The sequence below is a fragment of the Vibrio sp. M260112 genome, from assembly GCF_036533775.1.
GTDB lineage: Bacteria > Pseudomonadota > Gammaproteobacteria > Enterobacterales > Vibrionaceae > Vibrio.
Genome location: NZ_JATABH010000034.1, coordinates 18,586 through 39,221 on the forward strand (window position 1 = coordinate 18,586; position 20,636 = coordinate 39,221).

Sequence of the window (20,636 nt, forward strand, 5' to 3'; positions counted from 1 at the left end):
CTATCTGTCGGTGACAAAGCGAGCGCATCAATGCGAATGATGCAATAGCCCTGCTGAAATCATCGTAGCGGTGGCGATTTCCTGACATCGCTTGGTGTTTACACAACTACCCGAAGCAACGTTTTGAGCACTTGAATAGACCGTTTGACCTTCTTTTATCGTTTCCAACACTTTGATATCAGCCAGTGTTTCAGGTTTTGCTGTTAGTGGATTCTCGGACAAAATAACTAGGTCAGCGAGTTTACCTACTTCTAGTGATCCTTTATTTTTCTCTTCTTTGTATTGAATCGCTGCCCACAAGGTTTGCGATTTCAATCCGTCTAGTGCCGAGACACGTTGTTTTTGCCCCAACACATGACCAGTACGACTGACACGATTAACGGTTGCGGAATAGACTCGCATGGAATTAGGCAGAGCTACAGGCGAATCATGGTGCGAGGTATAGATCATTCCCAAGTCTCGCGCCCAACCTGTAGGGGAGATATTCTCTGCACGTCCTTTGCCCAAAACAGAGTTCATGTGCCAATCACCCCAATAGAAGGTATGCATTGGAAAAAACGAAGGAAATACGCCCAATTGTTTAAATCGCTCAACCTGATCTTTACGAGCAGTCTGAGCATGTATCGCGACAAAGCCTCGGTCTGCGATACCATGGATTTTTTCACTTGCTTCAATTCCGTTAAGTAACTGGTCAATCGCGGCATCACCGTTGACGTGGGTTAACAACTGCCATCCATTGCGTTGCGCCAACTCAATGAATTCGGCAGCTTTTTCATCACTCATGCTTGGATAACCTTTGTAGCCTTTCTCTTGACCAACTGGTGGAATGAGATAGGGTTTTGTTAGCCACGCGGTTTTGCCCTGAGGAGAACCATCGAGGTTAAGCTTAGCGCCTGCCACTCGAAATCCATTAGAATATTCGCTTGAGTAATACGGTGGAGCAATGGCTTCTTTAGCTACTTGAATATCAGGATACGCGGCCACATCGATCGGGAGTTTTCCTTGTTGAGCTAAGTCATACATGGTTTTCACGGCAGACGTCGAAGCACGCCCTTCTTGTGCGGTGGTGTAACCAAAACTCGCATATAACTCCATACCCGCTTTAAAAATTACTTCATTTTCTTTTGCGTTGAGTTTGGCCATTAGCGGCAGTAAGGTGCCAAAGAAAGCGGTCTCCTCTAGTACCCCATTAGGTGTTTTTCCGTCGCTCTCTCTGCGAATTTTCCCCCCATCTGGGTCGGTACTTTCTGCTGTTAGGCCTGCGAGTTGCAATGCTTTGCTGTTCAAGGTTGCTAAGTGCCCGGACTGATGAATAATCAGTATCGGTAGCTCTTTAGACACCACATCCAACTCCTGACGAGTAGGATGCCTTTGTTCTTTTAGCTGTGAGTCATCATAGCCAAAGCCTAGAATGATTCCATGTTTGCTGTTTTCAGGCTTTGCAACCCAAGAGCTTAGTGCTTTTTGTAAGGATGATATGTCACTTACGTTGCCGTCTGGAGCGGCAAGTAAGTTGGCAGACAACGCTTGAACCCCAGTGTTAAAAACATGTCCATGACCATCGATAAAGCCAGGTATCATGGCTTTTCCATCTAAATCAACAATATTGGTATGATCATCTCGCAACGCCATCAGTTCTGATTTTTTACCAACCGCTAAGATGCGACCATTTTTAATCGCGATAGCTTCAGCGGTTAGGTTGGAGTCGTTAACGGTAATGATATCGCCGCCAACATAAATAGTATCTGCGAATGGCTTTGTTGGACTAGACGCTACTGCCGTACCACTGACAGAGAGTAGTGCTAACACTAAAGGTGAAATTCTCATGATGTTTTCCTCTAAGGAACTGCGATGTAAGAAATGATAATCGACAAAAAGTGTAGATTAATCAGATAGGTTTTTCGCATTTTAATTTGGAAAATTTCGTTCAAGTGCAAAAAGCGAGACAAAAATAATGAATTTTATGTAGGAATTTGAAACCTTTTGCTAAACAGAGGTGATGTTGTCCATTTACGAGTCAGCTCAAAGACTTTAATAATTCCGATTTACAATGTAAATCGTCTCAAGCTTTCGTTTGAGACGATTTGTTATTTAAAGCAGACTTCTGCCCAGCGCGCGAGCCCAGCGGTCACCGAGCCAAAGTAGTTGCCACTGACAACCTGAATGTTAGGCAGGGTTTGTTGAACAGCGTTACGCAAAATAGGAGAGCGAGCGGAACCGCCAGTCATAAAGATAGCATCAGGCGTGATGCCACCTTGTTCAACGGCTTCTTTGACCAGTTCTGTCATCTTCTGTTTTGGTGATTCGATCGCATTGGTCATGTCCTCAAAACTGATATCCACTTCCAACTGTTCTGATAACAGTTGCATTGTTGCGCGATAGTGAGGATGATCAGAAAGCGCAATTTTGGCTTCCTCCGCCTGACGTACCAAATGATAACCTAGGGTTTCATTGAACACTTCGATCAGGCGTAATAGCTTTTCGGGCTCTTGAGCGTCTTTATGGAGCTGTTTTAACGTCGCTAGGTTTGAACGGGAGTAGAAGTCCGCCTGTGCGTCTACGCTGTTGATCGCTATCGGGTTCCAGAACTGAATGGTCGGCATCACGATGTCAGAGGTCGTTTTACTGCCTAAACCAAAAGGAGTCATCAGCTGTTTAAACGCCAGTGCGATATCTAAGTCGTTTCCGCCTACACGTTGACCGCTATGCGCCAGCAGGCTTTGAGTACGGTCAGACTGTCCGCGCCAGTTTGGTCCCATCTCGATCAAGGAACAGTCGGTCGTACCACCACCAATATCAACCACTAATATGGTTTTGTTTTCAGTGAGTGATGCTTCATATTCTAGGCCAGCGGCGACGGGTTCAAACTGAAATTCGATGTTCTTAAAACCTGCACGAGTCGCTGCTTTGCGTAGGATCTCTTCGGCCTGACGGTTAGCTGCTTCGCTATCACGACCGTGGAAGTTCACTGGGCGACCAATGACTGTGTCAGTAATGATTTGTCCGGCGTCTTGCTCTGCATTGCGTTTGATGTTGTCCATCATGGCGCACACCAGATCCTCGAAAAAACTGACTTGTACATCGCGCAGCCCCGATGTGCCAAGGAAAGATTTTGGTGATTTTACATAGTAGCTTTCGCTTGGGTCTTGTAGGTAGTGATCAAGTGCAGCCTGACCAAAGGCCACTTCTTCTGCGACAAACTCAACTCCGTCTTCGCGGTTTAAGTTAATTGCACGGCGAAGCACTTGTTCGCCAATAGCATCAAGTGGTTTGATATCGCGGAACTTAAACAGATATTCTGCAACTGCCTCACGAGTCGGTGCCGATAAGGTAGAAGGAATGTAAACGCTGTCCCCTTCCAGTTTGAGTAGCTTTGGTTCACCTTGCTCAATTTTCGCTACCGAGCAGTTTGCTGTTCCATAGTCAAAGCCAATAAACATTCGAACCTCCTACCATTGAAAAAAGGTCGGCAATGTTACCGCAATGGTGTAGTGAATGCTATTGGCGGTTTTGTTAAAACTCAGGTTAAGTCATCTTTGCTGAGTTGAACACTGAGCCACGAGAGTGCTGCTATGTCGATGCTTGCAGGGTATAAATCTGATCGAGGTTATTGAGGATAAAATCGATAAAGGCACGAATATGAGGTTTCGGGTACTGGGTTGTCTTATACAGAGCGTAGATCTCTCCACTTCGGTTCTCCCCATATGAAGCATGCCACTCTGGTAATAGGTGTACCAGTCTGCCTTGTTGCAGATAGGGTTTGACCATCCAGTCGGACAGCAGTAGTACACCAGTGCCTTGAAGTGCGCCCCACAGTACAGGGGAGCCCCCTCGTGAACTTAGGTTGCCTGTGACCATCACCTGTTTGTTTACTTTACCATGCTGGAAGTGCCAGTGACTTCGTTGGCGTTTCTGGCTGATGAGTAAGCAATTGTGATCGGCCAGGTCTTCGGGTGCGGTGATCTCGGGATGGTTATTGAGGTAGTCAGGGGAAGCGACCAGAAGGGTTTGATTGGTTATCAGTTTGCGAGCTCGTAAACGGCTGTCTTTAGGTGAGCCGATACGGATGGCTATATCGATATTTTCGCTGTTGAGATCGACGACCTTATTATCCAGTTCAAGCTCGACTTTGACTTTTGGGTATTGCTGCAAAAACTTCGGAATCAAAGGGGCTAGGAAGATATTGCCGAAACTCTCAAAGGCGGAGATGCGTAATAGCCCTTCCGGTTGACGATGGGTTTTCTTCATCTCTTCAACCAGAGTGTTAGCGTTGTCGAGCAGTGGCAGCGCCTGTTGGTGAAAGTACTGGCCTTCTTCGGTAAGCAGTAGTTGTCGCGTGCTGCGCCTGAACAGTGTGGTTTTGAGTTGGGCTTCGAGGTTGTCTATGTTTCTCGCCACCGATGAAGGTGCCATGTTCAACACGCTGCCGGCCTGAGAAAAACTGCCTGACTCGACCACTTGATTAAAGATTCGGATTAGGTCTAACACTGTCTTACCTCGCCTTTGCGTTTTGTGCAAAACTGAATCGATTAGGTTGGGTATTCTGCATAAATATAGATTGAATCACAATGGCGGTGAATTTTCGAACAATCACCTAAAGGAACAGACTATGACTACACGAATCAATATTGCTCAAGTGGAACCCAAAGCGTTAACGGCGATGTTAAGCGTAGAGGGTTATGTAGCTGAAGCCCGCTTGTCGGCGTCGCTTAAGAAGCTTATAAAGCTGCGTGCCTCGATGATTAACCAGTGCGCTTACTGTATTGAAATGCATGTGACCGAAGCGGAGAAGCTGGGTATTGATGCTAAAAAGCTGTTTGCTCTGGCGGCATGGAAGGAGTCGCCGCTGTTTGACGCTGAAGAGAGAGCGGTACTGGCACTGACTGATGAAATGACACTGATTGCGAAAGGCGGAGTGTCTGATGAGGTTTACCAAGTCGCGGGTGAATATCTTGGTGAGGAGTTGTTGGCGCAGGCGATGATGCAAGTGATCATGATCAATGCCTGGAACCGTTTTGCGGTGGCAACAAAAATGACCCATGAGCAGTAAGCAGGTGGCAGGTTAAATCGCTTTCATCTATAATCCTTGCGCTTTTATCCGGGACACCCCAATTTCACTCTGGAAAGATTATGATTTCGAAAAACCAACTTAAATTACTTCGAGCTTTAGGCCAAAAGAAACAGCGCAAGGCGCATGGTCTGTTTTTGGTTCAGGGTGAAAAGAATGTCCTTGAGTTGGTCAACAGCACACTGTCGGTGAAGCATGTGTTTGCTACCAGTGAATTTTTAGCGCAGCACAGCCATGAGTTAGGTGGGTTCGAGTGTATAGAAGCTTCGCTCGATGACCTGACTAAAGCGAGTACGCTGGTGAGTAACAATGCGGCGATTGCTGTGGTTGAGATCCCAAGTGTAGAAGTGCCAAAGGCGCAAGGGTTGATGATTGCTTTAGATGGCGTTTCGGATCCGGGTAATCTGGGCACCATTATTCGCGTTGCTGACTGGTATGGCATTAAGCACATTATTGCCAGTACGGATTGTGCTGATCCTTATAATCCAAAAACGATCAGCGCGACCATGGGTAGCTTTGGCCGTGTGACAGTTAGCCAGTTAGACTTGCCTGAGTATCTGGAACAAGCGAAATTGCCTGTTTATGGTGCGTTTTTAGAGGGTGAGAGCGTGCATAAGACTAAGTTTGCTGCGCAAGGGATTTTATTGATGGGCAGTGAGTCTCACGGCATTCGCGAGCAAGCGGCAAAATACGTCACTGATAAGATTACTATTCCCGCTTTCGGTGGTGCCGAATCATTGAATGTGGCAATGGCGACGGGAATTATTCTCGATAACCTGCGTCGTCAGCACAGCTAAGACGCAGCGTATCAAGTCGCGAGAGAGGAGTGAATCGCTCGCTTCTATTTTTCCAGCATGTCTAGTTTGTTAGGCACGCCATTCCATTTTTCTGCTTCGTCCATGGCTGGTTTGACTTCCGTTTGAACTGGCCACAATTCTGCCAATTCCGCATTTAACTGAATGTAGATGGTTTGATCATCTGGCACTTCGTCTTCTTGAAAGATCGCGTGTGCATCACATTCGTCAACACATAGACCACAATCGATACATTCAATAGGGTTGATCACCATAAAGTTTGGCCCTTCATGGAAGGCATCAGCAGGGCATACCGCAACACAGTCAGTATATTTACATTGGATACAGTTATCCGTTACCACAAACGCCATGACGATCCGCTCTTTAGTTAGTCAAAATTGAAGAATGGGGATAATACTCATCCCAAGGCAAAATTCAACATTCTATGCAGTGAATCTTCGTGTAAATAAGTTCACCAAACTGATTTTAGTATGACAGACAAATCAATTTCTCGTAAAATGCGCGCCATTGTGAGCTCGCCTTTTCGGCTTGGCTAAGACACCTATGATTACGAGACATCTACATGATACGTTTAAATGAACTCAAGCTTCCTCTAGATCACGAGGAAGGGGCGTTAATCGCTGCTATTACAAAGAAACTTGGTATTTCAGCTGACCAAGTTATCTCTTTCAATATCTTTAGACGTGGCTACGATGCTCGTAAGAAAGCGAACATCCTACTTATCTATACTCTGGACGTTGTGGTCGAGAACGAAGCAGCATTGCTTGAGCAGTTCGTTAGCGATCCGCACGTTAAACAGACGCCAGATATGGAATATAAGTTTGTCGCTCAGGCACCTAAGAACCTAACAGAGCGTCCAGTTGTGATCGGTTTTGGTCCTTGTGGTCTATTTGCCGGTCTTGTTCTCGCGCAGATGGGTTTCAATCCTATTATTGTCGAGCGTGGTAAAGAAGTACGTGAGCGTACTAAAGATACGTTTGGCTTTTGGCGCAAACGCACCCTAAATACAGAATCAAACGTACAGTTTGGTGAGGGTGGTGCAGGTACTTTTTCTGACGGTAAGCTATACAGCCAAGTGAAAGATCCAAACTTCTACGGTCGTAAAGTGATCACTGAGTTTGTTGAAGCAGGCGCACCAGAAGAGATTCTATACGTCAGTAAGCCACATATTGGTACCTTTAAGCTGGTTACCATGATTGAGAAAATGCGTGCGAAAATCATCGAGCTAGGTGGTGAAATTCGTTTCAGTACTCGTGTCGATGACATCCACATGGATGGTGAACAGATTACTGGTCTTACATTGTCAAATGGTGAGCAAATTCATTCACGCTATGTTGTTCTTGCAGTTGGTCACAGTGCTCGTGACACGTTTGAGATGCTGCATGATCGCGGTGTTTACATGGAAGCGAAACCATTCTCTGTGGGATTCCGTGTCGAACATAAACAGTCGATGATTGATGAAGCTCGTTTTGGACCAAACGCAGGTAACCCAATTCTTGGCGCCGCGGATTACAAACTGGTTCACCATTGTAAGAATGGCCGTACTGTGTACAGCTTCTGTATGTGTCCGGGCGGAACGGTAGTGGCGGCGACTTCAGAAGAAGGGCGAGTTGTTACTAACGGTATGAGCCAATACTCACGTTCAGAGCGCAACGCAAACAGTGCTATCGTTGTTGGTATCGACCCTGAGCGCGATTACCCTGGAGACCCACTTGCAGGTATTCGTTTCCAACGTGAACTTGAGTCGGGCGCATATGTGCTGGGCGGCGAAAACTACGATGCGCCAGCTCAGAAGATCGGTGATTTCCTTAAAGGTCGCGATCCAAGCCAGATTGGTGATGTTGAACCATCATTTACACCAGGTATCAAGCTGACTGACATCTCGAAAGCATTGCCAGATTTCGCAATTGAAGCAATCCGCGAAGCCATTCCAGCGTTTGATAAGAAGATCAAAGGGTTTGCCTCGGAAGATGGTCTACTAACCGGTGTAGAGACTCGTACGTCTTCACCAGTGTGCATCAAACGTGGTAAAGACTTCCAGAGCATAAACCTTAAAGGCTTCTACCCTGCTGGTGAGGGTGCTGGCTACGCGGGTGGTATCTTATCTGCTGGCATCGACGGTATTAAAGTCGCAGAAGCGCTAGCAAAAGCAATGGTAGCAGACGCAGAAAACGCTTAATTCCCACCTTTAAACCACAGACAACAGATATTAAGGCTCTTAAATTGCTAAGGGCCTTTTTTGTTACAGGGACAGGCACCAGAAGAAGTTGTTGAAGAACCTTAAGGACTGAACATTAAGGACATTAAGGGACATTAAGGACAGACACCATTGAACATTAAGGACAGACACCATAACGAGTTCAGCTATGTTTGGTGAAAGTTGCTTTGCTAGTCGTGGGTTTTATCAACGCACTTTGAGATTAATTTCAATATTGCAGCGATTTTAGTGTTGGTTAGGTCTTATGGGGATTCTTGAGGTATTGAAAAGCGCTAAACCCGTCAGGTTTAGTTAGAAATCATAAGTTTAGCACTAAAACTAACTGTCCAATCGAAACAAATTAATTCGTTTTCTATTAAACACGTGCTTGGCCATTATTGCGCTCGTGATACAGCCTATACTGGTCGCCCGGCGACGTTCTAACTCTGTACAAGCATTAAGCCACTTTAGCTTGTTGATATTCAAACGCTCTAATATTGGTGGAATGCTTCTACTTAGCTGGGCTTTGCCCTCTCGGAATTGACGTGCAGTCCAGTCAACCAGTTCAATATACTCGATAAGTCGAAATGGAATACCATCGAGTTGAATGTCTGCCGAATTGCCTATAAATGGATGGAGGTAAGGAGCCGTTTCTTGCTGATTGTTTAGTGCCTCTATTCTCGCTTGAATTGATGTATAGTCTGAAGTCTCGGGAGTATCTGCTATTCCAGCCCTTAATGGATTTAAATCAACGTAAGCCATGGTGGCAGCAAGTGCTTGTTCATCAAGCAAGGCCTGACTTTTAAAACGACTTTCCCAAAAATGGCCTTTACACTCGTCCTCTTTGTTCGCTTGGCAAGCAATGTCAAAGTTGAGCTCTTTCATAAACCAACTTAGGTTCCATAACCGTTCTCGCCACGACTCAATAATAGTCATACATGCTTCGACTTCAACATTATTGGTGAGTTTCCCATCTAACCACCTCGTTATTAAACTTGGCAACTTGTGGTCTTGCTTCCAACGCTCAACCACTTCTTGATGAGATAAGTTTAGGGCTTTTGAACAATTGATATGCACAACTAGATGATAGTGGTTGGCCATGATGGCGTAAGCGCAGATATCGATGCAATAGACTTGCGATAGCGCCAACATCTTTCTTTTAATCCAAGCCCGTCGGTGTTCATAGCACTGCTGGGTAACGGGGTCTTTTCCACATAGAAAACTTCGTCTGACACAGCGAGAAACGCAATGATAGTAAGGTGTGGCATCGACACACAGTTGGTGTTTTCTGGCGATTGTCATCTTTTTCCCCAAGTAGTGTTTGATTCACTTAGGTTAAGAAAGTCGCCTACATGCGACAATCTGGAATAATCCAGCCTTCCACGGAGGTATCAACAACTCATACCATTTTCATCCTTTATGGTGTGTGTCCACTTAACCTTGCTTTAAACGAGTTGAGGCTGTGTTGGCGATGATTAAAGACGCTTACCCGATGCTTAATGAGCATTTATCACAATCACGGTAAGAATCAGGCTGAGCTGATAGACTCCTACCAAACCGCTCTGAGTTTGGTTAAGCAGTATCAGATTTAGAGGATGATGCTCAGTAGAGGTTACTGAGCATTTTGTATCTCGACCAAACCGCCAGCATTGTGCAGATTAGTAAACCCTTGAGAAACTAAGTATTGATAGGCTTGACCTGAGCGGTTTCCGCTCCGGCAGTAGAGGACGATTTGTTTCTCTTTGTCGATGTTGGCAAAGTGCGTCGCAAGTTGAGATAGGGGGTAGTTGACAGCGTTGTCTAGGTGCCCGGCTTCGAACTCCTGCGGGGTTCGAACATCGACGATTAATGCACCCTGCTTGATCCACTGCCAGCCAATATCGGCACGTTCTGAAGCGATGGAAGGAACACTAAAGACCGCCAGCAACAGAATGATCAATTTTTTCATCTTGATTGAGTTCCTTAATTATCATTGTCTTAAGCATATCCCATTCTTCAAAATTAGCCGCGATGCATTTCACAGATGTTTGCTGATAATTTAAATACTTTAAACGCTTGTCTATACTCCATTCTGGCTAGGCTACTACAATGTACTGCTGTCCCTAATCCACCCGTGATTTACCCCCATTAATGTGAAGCAGAATCAATCAAACTATTTGCCAATACTACAACAATAATCCTGCTGTGCTTTGAGCTCAACCTGAGCCTCGCGAGCTTCTTCCTCTGCTTGGGCTTTTTTTGCGATTTTCTCTTGTACTTGATTGCGACTCTCCGTGAGAGCTTCACGCTCTTCTTTGCGACTCGACTTCGGTAACAATTGGTGCAGAAGAACCGTCACTATCGTGCTGGTGGTGATACCTGAGTGAAGAAAGTTAGCAATATCGTGTGGCGGTTTTTGGTTAAGCGAGTACAGAAGTTTCATTGGTTTTACCTCAGAGAACACCGCACAAAGCCGGCTCTCTTTGACTGGACAACAGACTTCTACAAACTGCGTAGGGTCACGAAATGTGTATGTTGACCACTAGCCTGACTCTTGTATCAGGCTAGTGGTGTGTTTGCTTGAAATAATTGCGGCGAATCAGGTTTAGATATAGATGAGCTTGGCAACGAATATCACCGTCAGGAAGTACATTGAGATGGAAACATCTTTTGTCTTACCGGTAGCGACTTTGAGCACTGTATAGGTGATAAAACCAAGTGCGATACCGTTAGCAATGGAGAAGGTTAGAGGCAGCATTAGCGCTGTGATGGCGGCTGGTGCTCCGTTGGTGAAATCCTTCCAATCGACGTGCTGCATACTGCTCATCATAACGAAAGCAACATAGATCAGAGCGCCGGCGGTTGCGTACGCTGGGATCATGCCTGCTCAGCGTAATCTGGTCAGTGCGATTGAAGAGAACCGCGACCCCGATCCTGCATTGCCCGCGAAAGGTTTGCTCCGCTCTCGTCACAACAACTATCGCACTCCCCATCCCGCTTACCGGACGGCTAATCCGGTAGGCGTGATTCATGCAAACGTGGTATTTCCCGCTCTTTATCTCACTTGAGATCCCCCGGCCCCTGTTCCGGGGTTTTTTACAGGTCGTTGGTAGAAGTCGCAGGCCGCAATGCCTGCACTCCTAACAATTAGTTATCGGTTTCATAACGTTATATATTGGCATCAACAACGTCGAAGTGAGTTTTATTAGTGGTAGAAAACCTTGTCTATACTGAAATTAATTGAAGTTTTGCTCATGGCTATAAAAAAGTTAGGTCTGGAGGAAATGAATTGATGTCAGCAGCACTTATCCGCGGTGTCAGATACACCACTTTACTGAGTTTAGCTCTTAGCCTCATTAATCTCGCTTATGCGCTTCCTGCCCCTAAATCAGAGCCAGTTCTTTGGGTTTCGGGCAATATCACCCAATCTAACTCTAATCAGGGTGTCGTGTTTGATGAAGAAATGATCCTCGCGCTAGAGCAAGGATCTATCATGACCAATAACCATGTTGTCGAACAAATCGTCGAGTATACCGGCCCTAAGCTTGTCTCAGTGCTTGATTATGTCGGTGCTGAGGGAGAAACGTTGAAGGTAGTTGCTTGGGACGATTACGTGGTGACGATGCCGATCGCCGATGCCGAAAAGTACGGTTTGTTGCTTGCCACTCACGAAGCCGGAAAGAGGATGACAATCGACGACAAAGGCCCCTTCTTTATTGTGTATCCATTTTCAGAGAATCCTGAACTGAGAAACGACTACTACTATAGTTTGTCGGTTTGGCAGGTAAAGGAACTGGTCATTGAGTAAAGATATGGATAAACCACTCCTCACGCAGGGGCGCCTATTTGTCATTATTACATCAGTGCTATGTGCGGTACTGATTGTAATGGTGGTTTACTTTTTTCATTCTATGAGCGAGTTTCAGCGAATTCCGCCGCAGCCGTACGTGACAATCGTGAACAATAACATCTCCGCTAAAGGTAAGTTATTGATGCTCAAGCTGGAAATTATTGAGTTTTCACGTGACCGCTCGGAACGGTCTTTGGCGAGAATGAAGATGAAGGTGCGCGTCTATCGCTCCAGTATATTACAAGATTTGCATGCGGAGAGAACCGTTCAGATTCACCAACAGTTTGGTGACGTAAAGAAGTTAGCATCGATTCGTACCAGATTAGATGCGCTAGGAAACAATCTAGACCAGATGACGTTGGATGAGAGTGAGTTGAAGCTGAAAACCGTGTTGACTCAGTTAAATAGCCTCTACTCGCAACTCAATGTTTATATGTCATCGTTCGTCTCTGAAGTGCAAAAAAATCAGATGATGTTTGTACAACAGAAACAGCAGTTTTACAGCCAGCAATACACCTATCTCGCGGTCATTTCTGCTTGTTTGGCAATGATGGTTGGTGTGATTTCATGGATGTATCTCAATCAAATTAAACTGAGTCGAGACTTAAAAGAGCGCACGGATAAAATGGAAGAGGCTAAGAAGCTTGCCGAGCAAAGCGCGACGGCTAAAGCGCGATTTCTTGCCAATATGTCCCATGAGATGCGAACACCACTCAATGCGGTTATCGGATTGAGCCACAAAGAATATTACCTCAACACAGACGAGCAGACGCGCAGTTTTGTGGCCATGATTAATGACTCTGGGAAACACTTACTAAAGCTCATCAATAGCGTGCTGGATTTGAGTAAGATCGAGCAGGGCAAGATGAAGCTTGACCGAGACGTTTTCTACTGTAGTGAACTCATCAAATTATCCAAGACCATTTTTGTTGAAACCAACAAACCCGATGTTGAGATTATGTTTTGCTCACCGATGGAGAAGGACTACAAGATTGTTGGTGACAAAACGAAGTTACTGCAAATCATCAATAATCTTAGCTATAACGCCCTCAAGTTTACTGATAGCGGATATGTGGATGTATCGTTATCGGTTGAGACCTTACACCAACAACGCTATCTAAAGTTATCTGTGACTGATACTGGCATTGGAATGTCGCAACAACAACTTAATAAGGTGTTTGAGGAGTTTGTTCAGGCAGATGACTCAATCACGAGGAAGTACGGTGGTACGGGATTGGGGTTATCTATATGTCAGTCACTTATCAACATGATGAAGGGTAGATTAGAGGTGCAAAGTGAGCTTGGGCAAGGAACACAGTTCAACGTATCCATCCCCGTTGTAGTAGAAGGAGAAAAGACGATTCTCTGTCCACAGATTCGCAATCAGCGCATACGAGTTGTCGCGCAAGATATCCGAGTACAAAGGTTAATTTCGTCAGAGCTGAACCAACTTGGATTGTTTGACGACAACGGAGAGCTGACCGTTCACTACCTCAGTGGCGCTCAGGGATTCAGTGACAACGATGCGATTGCGGAGGTGAAACCGTGCATAGTGATTGGCGATCTTCACGTCGCTGCCCCTGATTCGGAGTGGGTGACAAAGCTGACCAAACCCTACGATATTTTTAGTTTAATTAACGCAGTTTGTAGCAGAAATACAGGGCAGGAAAAGAGCGCGAACATTGATGTTGCGCCGAATAGTACAGGGCTCTCTGCTCTGATTGTTGAGGACATGAGAGTCAATCAGATCGTTGCACAAAAGATGCTGAATACCCTACAGGTCGAGACGACTACCGCAGGCAATGGACAAGAGTGTTTAGATATTCTCAAACAGCACCATTTTGATATTGTTTTTATGGACATCCAAATGCCGGTGATGGATGGCATAGAGGCTATGAAAACCATCCGCAGGGAAAACTTAGCTCCAGGAACGGCGATCGTCGCCTTAACCGCCAACAACTCAGATAGAGATGCGTTGCACTACATTGAACAGGGTTTCAACGATGTTGTTCCTAAACCTGTGAGAATGGATTTAATGCAGCGAGTGCTAAATAAATATATCACAGCCAAACCCGCCCAATAAAACTTGAGTCATATCTCCAAAATGGTGAAATACAATTTGTAGTTGCACTACTATGCAGCGAGCATTGTAATTTCTTAAGCTTAATGTCCCACCAAGCAGTTTCTTCACTCGAAACATCGTTGTCTCTGAGAGAGAAACTTAACTCAGCGGCATTGAAAATACGCGTTTAACCATAAGAGCTGTCGTAATGGCTAAGTCACTAAACAAGCGAGGTCTTCCACGGTTTCTTTGTTTGATTTGCATCAACAAAGGCGTCGATTACATTCTTTATAAAAATGTAAACAAATAGTAAATCGACGCGCGCGATGAAAGATTGCACAAGCTTTGTGCAGATTACGCGCTTTTAACATCGATTTTTGTCATAAAAACCATCGTTTTTTTGCGTTATCACCGCAAAATCGTTTGCTTTAAGTTACTTGCCAAAGCGCATCGGTCAAGAAATGCGCAACTCTAGTGAGATTGGAATAACTCTCGAGAAAGGAAGTAACGATGAAAAAAATCATTGCAGTGAGTCTCTTATCTGTCGTGTCATTTGTGACCTTGGCAGAACGACAGGCGCAAGAACCGATCAAAGTGATTGATCCGGTTGTTGGGTTGGATGCGAAGAAAGTTGAATTGGGAAAAACCTTATGGTTTGAGCCTCGACTATCAGCCTCTAACACGATTTCGTGTAACTCATGTCATAACGTGGCCAAGGGTGGGGTGGATAACCTACCAAGCTCTATTGGACATAAATGGGCGATTGGGCCGATCAATTCACCCACGGTATTTAACTCGGATCTCAACTTTGTGCAGTTCTGGAATGGTCGTGCCAAAGATCTTCAAGAGCAGGCAGCAGGGCCGATTGAGAATCCGCTAGAGATGGCATTTACCCATCAGTTGGCGATCGACACCTTGAAATCGATTCCTCAGTACCGCACTTGGTTCAAACAAGCGTATGGGGTGGAAGAGTTCACCTTAGAGCAAGTTACGGACGCCATCGCGACCTTTGAGAAAACGCTTCGTACCCCCAATGCACCGTTTGACTTGTGGTTAAGAGGCGAAGACAGCGCGCTCACCACAGCCCAAGTGGAAGGTTACGAGCTGTTCAAAGCGAAGGGGTGTACGGCGTGTCATAGCGGCCCCTTAGCCGGAGGGCAGATGTACCAAAAAATGGGGTTAGTGAAGCCTTTTGAAACCGCCAACACAGATGTAGGACGCAAAGCAATTACTGGCAAAGAGTTCGATGAGTTTGTCTTTAAGGTGCCGACATTGCGTAATATTGAGCTTACCTACCCCTACTTCCACGACGGCTCAGTGTGGGATCTTCAACAAGCGGTAGAAGTGATGGCAGACGTTCAGTTGGGGCAAAAGCTGACTAACGATGAGTCTGGCAAAATCACCGAGTTTCTCAAATCTTTGACGGGTGAGCTGCCGCAAATCGTCTTGCCGCATTTACCACCGTCTACGATTGAAACGGCGCGGCCACAAATCTAACCGATCTTCAAAGCCTCTTTTAAAGATAACTCCAATCAGTTAAAAACACGCCTAACATGACTAATTGTTAGGCGATCACCATCGTTTCGGGCATACCTAGTCCTGTGAGCTTGTTTAGCGCTTTTATCATGGCATAAGCCCCTATGACTTTGAGTCGGCCCGAACCTTATTTTATGAGATTTTAATCTCATTAATGACTTTGTTTGATTATTGATTAATCAATTACTACTTTTTAATTATCTGTTTCATTCATCCAAGGGATCAGTTTTGAAAAGATTAAAAGTCGTATTCCTAGTTCAGGTGATCATCGCTCTGACCCTTGTGTTGCTCGTGTCAGCATTTATCAAATATCAGAGTTTCAAAGTTAACTTGCATCAAGAACTGGAACATTCAGTGGAAAACACGACCCAACGAATGAAGATCAGTTTGCCCAAATCGGTATGGGATTTCGATCTGGAATCCGCCAAGGTATCCATATCCGCAGAGCTCAATTTGCCAGAGATAGCAGCGATTCAGTTAGTAGACAATGAAGGCAAGGATCTGCTGTTCCTCACTCAGCAAGGGAATGGTGAACAGCGGCAAATCGTCGACGTAGTGAATAAAGCCCAATTTCTCGCTGAAAACAGCCTTAGAGCCAGTCTGATATTTGTCGAATATGGTGAGGAGCATTCAGTGGGTGAAGTGGTGGTCTACTTTGATACTGGCACTTTGGATGCCAAGTTGGCTAGCTCGCTGAATACCAGCATTATTGAGCTTATCGTGCTCGATATCATCATCTCAATCGTTATTGTCTCTGTGTTGGCGATGACGGTAATCAGGCCTATCTCTCAGTTGACTGAGGTGATAAAAGACTTAGCGTCGGGTGATGGAGACCTGACTAACAAACTCGCGCCTGCTAAGTATCGTGAGTTTGCTGACATTACTGAAGGCATCAACAGTTTTACTGAGTCGCTGCGACAGATTGTGCAAGATGTGAATCGTTCATCGGAAGCGCTCGGTGAGAAAGCGCAGGCCAATGGTGCGACGGCGCATACCAATGCAGAAAAACTGGAAGCACAAAGGCACCAGTTGACGACCGTAGCCGCCGCTGCGACCGAGCTAAATCAATCGGTTTCAACGGTCGCCGATACCGCATCTGAAACCGCAGAGCAGGCTCATACCGCAACCTCGTTAACGACTATTGTCAGCGATGCGATTGAAAACTCCGCAAGAGACATCATCAATATGCGTGAAGAGATGGACCATGTTAACGAGGAAATGCATGTCCTGATTGATGAGGGCCAAAAAATCACGACTTCATTGAAAGTTATCAATGATATTTCCGAGCAGACTAACCTGTTGGCACTCAATGCGGCGATTGAAGCTGCCAGAGCAGGGGAGCAGGGGCGAGGGTTTGCGGTGGTTGCGGATGAAGTCCGAAATCTAGCGGTAAAAACCAGCCAATCCACAGAGCAGATCCATAAAAACATTGTTGCGCTAGATGCGGCAACCAAATCAGTAGAGGACGAACTTACCCGAATTGCAACCTTGCTGGAAACGACCGCTTCAAGAGTCAGCGAGTCCCAAAGCTCGGTCAGTGAGGTGCAGATGCTTATTACCATTATTTCCGACCGAAGTGGCCAGATTTCACAGGCGACCGATGAACAAAGAATGGCGGTTGAGGAGATCAGCAGAGCGATTGTTGAAGCTTCTGAAGCGACTAACGAGGTGTCATCTGGTGCGACTAAGAATGCAAAACGAACGGAAGAAGTATTGAGTCTTAGCCAAAGCATTGCCAACCACATGGCTAAATTCCGTACTTAACCTACCAATCAGAGGGAATGTTATGAGGAATCTTCTATTACTAACAGTGGGTGCACTTTTGTCTGCGGCTGTGCAAGCGGCAACCATTACTGCCGCACAAGATCCATGGGCACCATTTGTTCAGACAGATAAGGCGAATCCGGGGGTATCGGTAGAGATTATTACCGAAGCCTTTAAAACGCAGGGACATATGGTGGACTTCAAAATCATGCCTTGGACTCGGGCATTGAACGAGGTCAAAGATGGGAAAGTGGATGTGCTGGTCGCGACTTGGTTCACGAGTGAACGAACCTCTTTCCTCAAGTACAGCGACCCTTATCTCGAAAATTCACTCAAGTTCATCAAGCGTAAGGGCGATGGATTTGAATACAATGGCATGGACAGTTTGACGGGTAAAACAGTGGGGATTATCCGCAATTATGGCTATGGAGATGAGTTTTTGGGGGCGACGAACTTCAACAAACCAGAAGCGAATGATTTAGTGGCGAATGCTAAAAAGCTGATGGCTAAACGGATTGATTTGACACTAGAGGATGAGTTAGTTGCCAAGTCAACTCTATCGGGCGCAGGAATGAATGTGGCTGATTTTGAATTTACCGCTAATGCTTTGTCTGTCAATCCATTGTATGTTACCTCTGGATTGGCGAATCCAAATAATGGGCAATATATCGAGGCATTTAATAAGGGTTTAGCTGAGATAAAGGCCAACGGTACATTCGATAAAATACTCGCAAAATACGGTATCCAGTAGCGGTGGAGAAAAGGGCCGAATGTCTGGTCAGTCGGCCCAGTGTGATAGCACTTCATTGCTCAAAGCGAACATCGACATAATGAAACCAGGGGTACAGTAACCAGTTGTTTACCGAGAAGGCTAGAGACGAACGTCAAACAAGAGTTAACAGAGCGGTATTGAAGCTTTCCTTCAACAACTTCACCAAGTACTACGGTGCAGGCACCACAGTCTCCTGAACCACATCCTTCTTTTGTCCCTGTTTTTTGTACTTGTGTTCTCAGGTATTGGAGAACCGTCATATTTGGTGACAGTTCACTTTCTTGTCTGAGTTCTTGATTGAGTAGGAAAGTAATCAAGAGACCTCCTTGTGCATTGACACTAATGTTCCGATGTTTGTTTTTCTGACCTTTGGGTCAATAATTGGTTGATTTGACTCCAAGGTCAACTTTAATTTTACAAAAATGAAACAAGAAATGGCTTGTGATTTTACATTTCAGAGGGAAGTGTTAGAGACTATTTACGGTTCAATATATCCGAGAAGACAACATGCAGATCATTAGAGGCAGCGCTACTGTCGAGATTGAGCCGGGACCGAATGTGGTTGATATGCTCCTGCATCAGAGACAAAGCCTGTGCGGCATCGCCCGCTTCTATAGCGTCAAGTAGGTTGGAATGTTCATCGAGCGAACAGTTGGCGTGATTACCAGTTTCGTACTGAGCAATGAGTAGAGAGGTCTGAGAAACTAAGCTCCTTTGGAATGCCAGCAAAGGCGTATTGTGGGCCATTTCAGCGAGTTTGATATGGAATTCTCCAGACAGACGCAACCCTTTACCGTAGTCACCGTTGGCAAATGCGTCGTTCTCTTTCTCTACTAAGCGGCGACACTCTTCAATTTTGGCTGGTGTGGCATGTTCAACCGCTAATTCGGTAATCGCCAATTCCATCACCTCACGCGCTTTGATGATCTGCTTCGCTTCATCTTTTGTTGGTGCAGATACCATCGCACCTCGGTTAGGACGAATACTCACAACTTGTTCCATCGATAGACGCAGCAACGCTCGACGTATGATGGTGCGGCTGACACTAAAGATTTCAGCGAGTGCTTCTTCATTCAGCTTTGTTGCTGGAGGTAGACGCTGCTCTAGAATTGCATCAAAGATATGACAATAAACCACGTCATCCTGGGTTTGGCCGGCGACTTTTGTCTTGACGTTTTTCGCCACAGAATTTTTTAGATTTGCCATAAGCGGCGTTCACTCTCAAACCATTTATTTCGCTAATAAAACAATCATACTTCACTTTGTATACATGTGGCTAGCTACCCTTAGAAGGCTTTGTGAAGCGAGACGACTGAAATGTTAACAAATATTGGTTAGATGTTTGAAAATGCACATTTAACATGTTTTACTGCGCGCATATTCAACAAGTTGGGCAAGTAATGGCATGAACAAGATCAATGTAGTCGGAACCAGTGGTAGCGGAAAATCAACATTTTCAGCCCAACTAGCTCGTCACCTTGAGTGCCCCCATATCGAAATGGATCGACTTTTTTGGAAACCGAACTGGCAGGAGTCCAGTGACGAGGAGTTTTTCTCTCGCCTAGAAGATGAGCTGAAAGCGCCGAGCTGGGTACTGGACGGTAATTACAATCGAACGCGTGTCATTAAATGGCATAACGTTGATACTGTGGTATGGGTTGACTACTCATTGTCGAGAACCCTCTTTCATGCAGTGAGACGAGCTTTAAGCCGCTCAATTTCAGGCAAAGAGTTGTGGCCCAACACGGGCAATAGAGAAACGCTGAGAAAATCATTTTTCAGTAGAGATTCAATTTTATTGTGGACGATCAAAACCTATCATTCGAATCGTGCAAGGTACTTAGCAGATATGGACAATCCTCAATATCAACATATTCGCTTTGTTAGATTGAAAAGTCCTGCGGAGGCGAGACGATTTCTATGCGATTTATAGGGACGTATTATAAGGACAAAGCGCTACTGACAGTGTAGAGAATACTTTTCTCTCCGGGCAACTTTTTGCTCGATCTGGGCAAGATCTTGCTCGATTCGAGCAAAAAGTTGCCCAGCTCGTATATTAACAAATGCTTAAATTGTTGAAATATATACATTTTCATTTTGGCACGCTTTTTGACTAAGAGTGAGTGTTATTACACACAACCTCTAAGGATTTTACTATGCCAACTCCATGTTATATTTCTATCGACGGTGAAACTCAGGGTCTGATCACGGCGGGCGCCTGTACGGCTGACTCTATCGGTGACTCTTATGTAGAAGGTCATGAAGACGAGATGCTGGTTCAGAAGTTTGACCACGTTATTTCGGTTCCGACCGATCCACAATCTGGTCAACCTTCTGGTCAACGCGTCCATAAACCTTTCAAGTTTACCGTCACTCTCAACAAAGCCGTACCACTGCTGTACAACGCGCTTTCTTCTGGTGAGAAGATGAAGACTGTTGAACTGAAATGGTACCGCACTTCTATCGAAGGCAAACAAGAGAACTTCTTCACCACTAAGCTAGAAAACGCGTCTATCGTCGATATCCAGTGTGAGATGCCACACTGTCAAGATCCGTCGATGTCCGACTTCACGCAAAATCTAACGGTCTCAAT

The 20,636-nt window shown here is 45.4% G+C and carries 17 protein-coding genes and 5 pseudogenes; 11 read left to right on the forward strand and 11 right to left on the reverse strand.

Annotated elements, in window-relative coordinates:
• Positions 1-27: 27 nt before the first annotated feature.
• The 3 genes from QTN95_RS14080 to QTN95_RS14090 all read right to left on the reverse strand — a co-directional run bounded on the left by QTN95_RS14080 (position 28) and on the right by QTN95_RS14090 (position 4,488).
• On the reverse strand, positions 28-1,827 hold the full coding sequence (locus tag QTN95_RS14080) for an amidohydrolase (protein ID WP_331417910.1): 1,800 nt from the start codon (positions 1,825-1,827) through the stop codon (positions 28-30).
• 260 nt (positions 1,828-2,087) lie between these two features.
• A complete protein-coding gene (gene yegD / locus QTN95_RS14085) occupies positions 2,088-3,440 on the reverse strand; it encodes a molecular chaperone (protein ID WP_331417911.1) in 1,353 nt (450 codons plus the stop codon).
• Positions 3,441-3,570: 130 nt separating this feature from the next.
• Positions 3,571-4,488 (reverse strand): LysR family transcriptional regulator, encoded by a 918-nt coding sequence (locus tag QTN95_RS14090; RefSeq protein WP_331417912.1) that lies wholly within the window; start codon positions 4,486-4,488, stop codon positions 3,571-3,573.
• 121 nt (positions 4,489-4,609) lie between these two features.
• On the opposite strand from QTN95_RS14090, the gene QTN95_RS14095 reads away from it, so the two are divergent.
• Together QTN95_RS14095 and QTN95_RS14100 are read left to right on the forward strand one after the other, a co-directional pair.
• Positions 4,610-5,050: a carboxymuconolactone decarboxylase family protein gene (locus QTN95_RS14095; protein ID WP_331417913.1), complete on the forward strand. Its 441-nt coding sequence runs from the start codon at positions 4,610-4,612 to the stop codon at positions 5,048-5,050.
• 80 nt (positions 5,051-5,130) lie between these two features.
• The gene (locus QTN95_RS14100; protein WP_331417914.1) at positions 5,131-5,865 is read left to right on the forward strand and encodes an RNA methyltransferase; all 735 of its coding nucleotides are present in this window, start codon (positions 5,131-5,133) and stop codon (positions 5,863-5,865) included.
• Between the two features lie 44 nt (positions 5,866-5,909).
• On the opposite strand, the gene fdxA is transcribed toward QTN95_RS14100, so the two are convergent.
• Positions 5,910-6,233: a ferredoxin FdxA gene (gene fdxA / locus QTN95_RS14105; protein WP_006880303.1), complete on the reverse strand. Its 324-nt coding sequence runs from the start codon at positions 6,231-6,233 to the stop codon at positions 5,910-5,912.
• Positions 6,234-6,445: 212 nt separating this feature from the next.
• Between fdxA and QTN95_RS14110 the strand changes: the two genes are divergently transcribed.
• Positions 6,446-8,062: an NAD(P)/FAD-dependent oxidoreductase gene (locus tag QTN95_RS14110; RefSeq protein WP_331417915.1), complete on the forward strand. Its 1,617-nt coding sequence runs from the start codon at positions 6,446-6,448 to the stop codon at positions 8,060-8,062.
• A gap of 357 nt (positions 8,063-8,419) precedes the next feature.
• Here QTN95_RS14110 and QTN95_RS14115 read toward each other — a convergent pair whose 3' ends face one another.
• The 4 genes and pseudogenes from QTN95_RS14115 to QTN95_RS14130 form a co-directional block, all read right to left on the reverse strand.
• Positions 8,420-9,382 (reverse strand): transposase, encoded by a 963-nt coding sequence (locus tag QTN95_RS14115; protein ID WP_331417916.1) that lies wholly within the window; start codon positions 9,380-9,382, stop codon positions 8,420-8,422.
• Between the two features lie 310 nt (positions 9,383-9,692).
• Positions 9,693-10,028 carry a rhodanese-like domain-containing protein gene (locus tag QTN95_RS14120; protein ID WP_331417917.1) on the reverse strand — a complete coding sequence of 112 codons (336 nt, stop codon included), beginning with the start codon at positions 10,026-10,028 and terminating at the stop codon, positions 9,693-9,695.
• Between the two features lie 204 nt (positions 10,029-10,232).
• Positions 10,233-10,484 (reverse strand): annotated as a pseudogene (locus QTN95_RS14125) (purine permease); the annotation flags it as partial.
• 180 nt (positions 10,485-10,664) lie between these two features.
• Positions 10,665-10,946, reverse strand: a pseudogene (locus tag QTN95_RS14130) (NCS2 family permease); the annotation flags it as partial.
• Here QTN95_RS14130 and QTN95_RS14135 point away from each other — a divergent pair.
• From QTN95_RS14135 to QTN95_RS14145, 3 genes and pseudogenes are all read left to right on the forward strand, one after another.
• A pseudogene (locus QTN95_RS14135) lies at positions 10,936-11,046 on the forward strand (urate hydroxylase PuuD); the annotation flags it as partial. The pseudogenes QTN95_RS14130 and QTN95_RS14135 sit on opposite strands and share 11 nt — an antisense overlap.
• A gap of 305 nt (positions 11,047-11,351) precedes the next feature.
• Positions 11,352-11,867, forward strand: coding sequence for a hypothetical protein (locus QTN95_RS14140; protein ID WP_138971512.1), 516 nt, complete (start codon positions 11,352-11,354; stop codon positions 11,865-11,867).
• 4 nt (positions 11,868-11,871) lie between these two features.
• Positions 11,872-13,992 carry an ATP-binding protein gene (locus QTN95_RS14145; protein WP_331417919.1) on the forward strand — a complete coding sequence of 707 codons (2,121 nt, stop codon included), beginning with the start codon at positions 11,872-11,874 and terminating at the stop codon, positions 13,990-13,992.
• A gap of 144 nt (positions 13,993-14,136) precedes the next feature.
• Here QTN95_RS14145 and QTN95_RS14150 read toward each other — a convergent pair.
• Positions 14,137-14,232: pseudogene (locus QTN95_RS14150) on the reverse strand (IS5/IS1182 family transposase); the annotation flags it as partial.
• A gap of 249 nt (positions 14,233-14,481) precedes the next feature.
• On the opposite strand from QTN95_RS14150, the gene QTN95_RS14155 reads away from it, so the two are divergent.
• From QTN95_RS14155 to QTN95_RS14165, 3 genes are all read left to right on the forward strand, one after another.
• Positions 14,482-15,468, forward strand: coding sequence for a cytochrome-c peroxidase (locus QTN95_RS14155; protein WP_331417920.1), 987 nt, complete (start codon positions 14,482-14,484; stop codon positions 15,466-15,468).
• 267 nt (positions 15,469-15,735) lie between these two features.
• The gene (locus QTN95_RS14160; protein WP_331417921.1) at positions 15,736-17,271 is read left to right on the forward strand and encodes a methyl-accepting chemotaxis protein; all 1,536 of its coding nucleotides are present in this window, start codon (positions 15,736-15,738) and stop codon (positions 17,269-17,271) included.
• Positions 17,272-17,293: 22 nt separating this feature from the next.
• A complete protein-coding gene (locus QTN95_RS14165) occupies positions 17,294-18,022 on the forward strand; it encodes a transporter substrate-binding domain-containing protein (protein WP_331417922.1) in 729 nt (242 codons plus the stop codon).
• Positions 18,023-18,114: 92 nt separating this feature from the next.
• On the opposite strand, the pseudogene QTN95_RS14170 reads toward QTN95_RS14165, so the two are convergent.
• Positions 18,115-18,303, reverse strand: a pseudogene (locus QTN95_RS14170) (2Fe-2S iron-sulfur cluster-binding protein); the annotation flags it as partial.
• A gap of 214 nt (positions 18,304-18,517) precedes the next feature.
• On the reverse strand, positions 18,518-19,249 hold the full coding sequence (locus tag QTN95_RS14175) for a GntR family transcriptional regulator (protein ID WP_331417923.1): 732 nt from the start codon (positions 19,247-19,249) through the stop codon (positions 18,518-18,520).
• Between the two features lie 199 nt (positions 19,250-19,448).
• On the opposite strand from QTN95_RS14175, the gene QTN95_RS14180 reads away from it, so the two are divergent.
• Both QTN95_RS14180 and QTN95_RS14185 read left to right on the forward strand, forming a co-directional pair.
• Entirely contained in the window at positions 19,449-19,976 is a 528-nt protein-coding gene (locus QTN95_RS14180; RefSeq protein ID WP_331417924.1) for an AAA family ATPase, read from the forward strand.
• Between the two features lie 223 nt (positions 19,977-20,199).
• Positions 20,200-20,636: Hcp family type VI secretion system effector (locus QTN95_RS14185; RefSeq protein ID WP_331417925.1), on the forward strand; the 437-nt coding region annotated here is incomplete at its 3' end.

What these genes read in the sequence shown, in the direction of transcription:
- QTN95_RS14080 (WP_331417910.1), bottom strand. Translation starts at nt 1,827, where the DNA reads ATGAGAATTTCACCTTTAGTGTTAGCACTACTCTCTGTCAGTGGTACG.
- QTN95_RS14110 (WP_331417915.1), top strand. Translation starts at nt 6,446, where the DNA reads ATGATACGTTTAAATGAACTCAAGCTTCCTCTAGATCACGAGGAAGGG.
- QTN95_RS14175 (WP_331417923.1), bottom strand. Translation starts at nt 19,249, where the DNA reads ATGGCAAATCTAAAAAATTCTGTGGCGAAAAACGTCAAGACAAAAGTC.
- fdxA (WP_006880303.1), bottom strand. Translation starts at nt 6,233, where the DNA reads ATGGCGTTTGTGGTAACGGATAACTGTATCCAATGTAAATATACTGAC.
- QTN95_RS14095 (WP_331417913.1), top strand. Translation starts at nt 4,610, where the DNA reads ATGACTACACGAATCAATATTGCTCAAGTGGAACCCAAAGCGTTAACG.
- QTN95_RS14140 (WP_138971512.1), top strand. Translation starts at nt 11,352, where the DNA reads ATGTCAGCAGCACTTATCCGCGGTGTCAGATACACCACTTTACTGAGT.
- QTN95_RS14165 (WP_331417922.1), top strand. Translation starts at nt 17,294, where the DNA reads ATGAGGAATCTTCTATTACTAACAGTGGGTGCACTTTTGTCTGCGGCT.
- QTN95_RS14145 (WP_331417919.1), top strand. Translation starts at nt 11,872, where the DNA reads ATGGATAAACCACTCCTCACGCAGGGGCGCCTATTTGTCATTATTACA.
- QTN95_RS14155 (WP_331417920.1), top strand. Translation starts at nt 14,482, where the DNA reads ATGAAAAAAATCATTGCAGTGAGTCTCTTATCTGTCGTGTCATTTGTG.
- QTN95_RS14100 (WP_331417914.1), top strand. Translation starts at nt 5,131, where the DNA reads ATGATTTCGAAAAACCAACTTAAATTACTTCGAGCTTTAGGCCAAAAG.
- QTN95_RS14180 (WP_331417924.1), top strand. Translation starts at nt 19,449, where the DNA reads ATGAACAAGATCAATGTAGTCGGAACCAGTGGTAGCGGAAAATCAACA.
- QTN95_RS14120 (WP_331417917.1), bottom strand. Translation starts at nt 10,028, where the DNA reads ATGAAAAAATTGATCATTCTGTTGCTGGCGGTCTTTAGTGTTCCTTCC.
- yegD (WP_331417911.1), bottom strand. Translation starts at nt 3,440, where the DNA reads ATGTTTATTGGCTTTGACTATGGAACAGCAAACTGCTCGGTAGCGAAA.
- QTN95_RS14115 (WP_331417916.1), bottom strand. Translation starts at nt 9,382, where the DNA reads ATGACAATCGCCAGAAAACACCAACTGTGTGTCGATGCCACACCTTAC.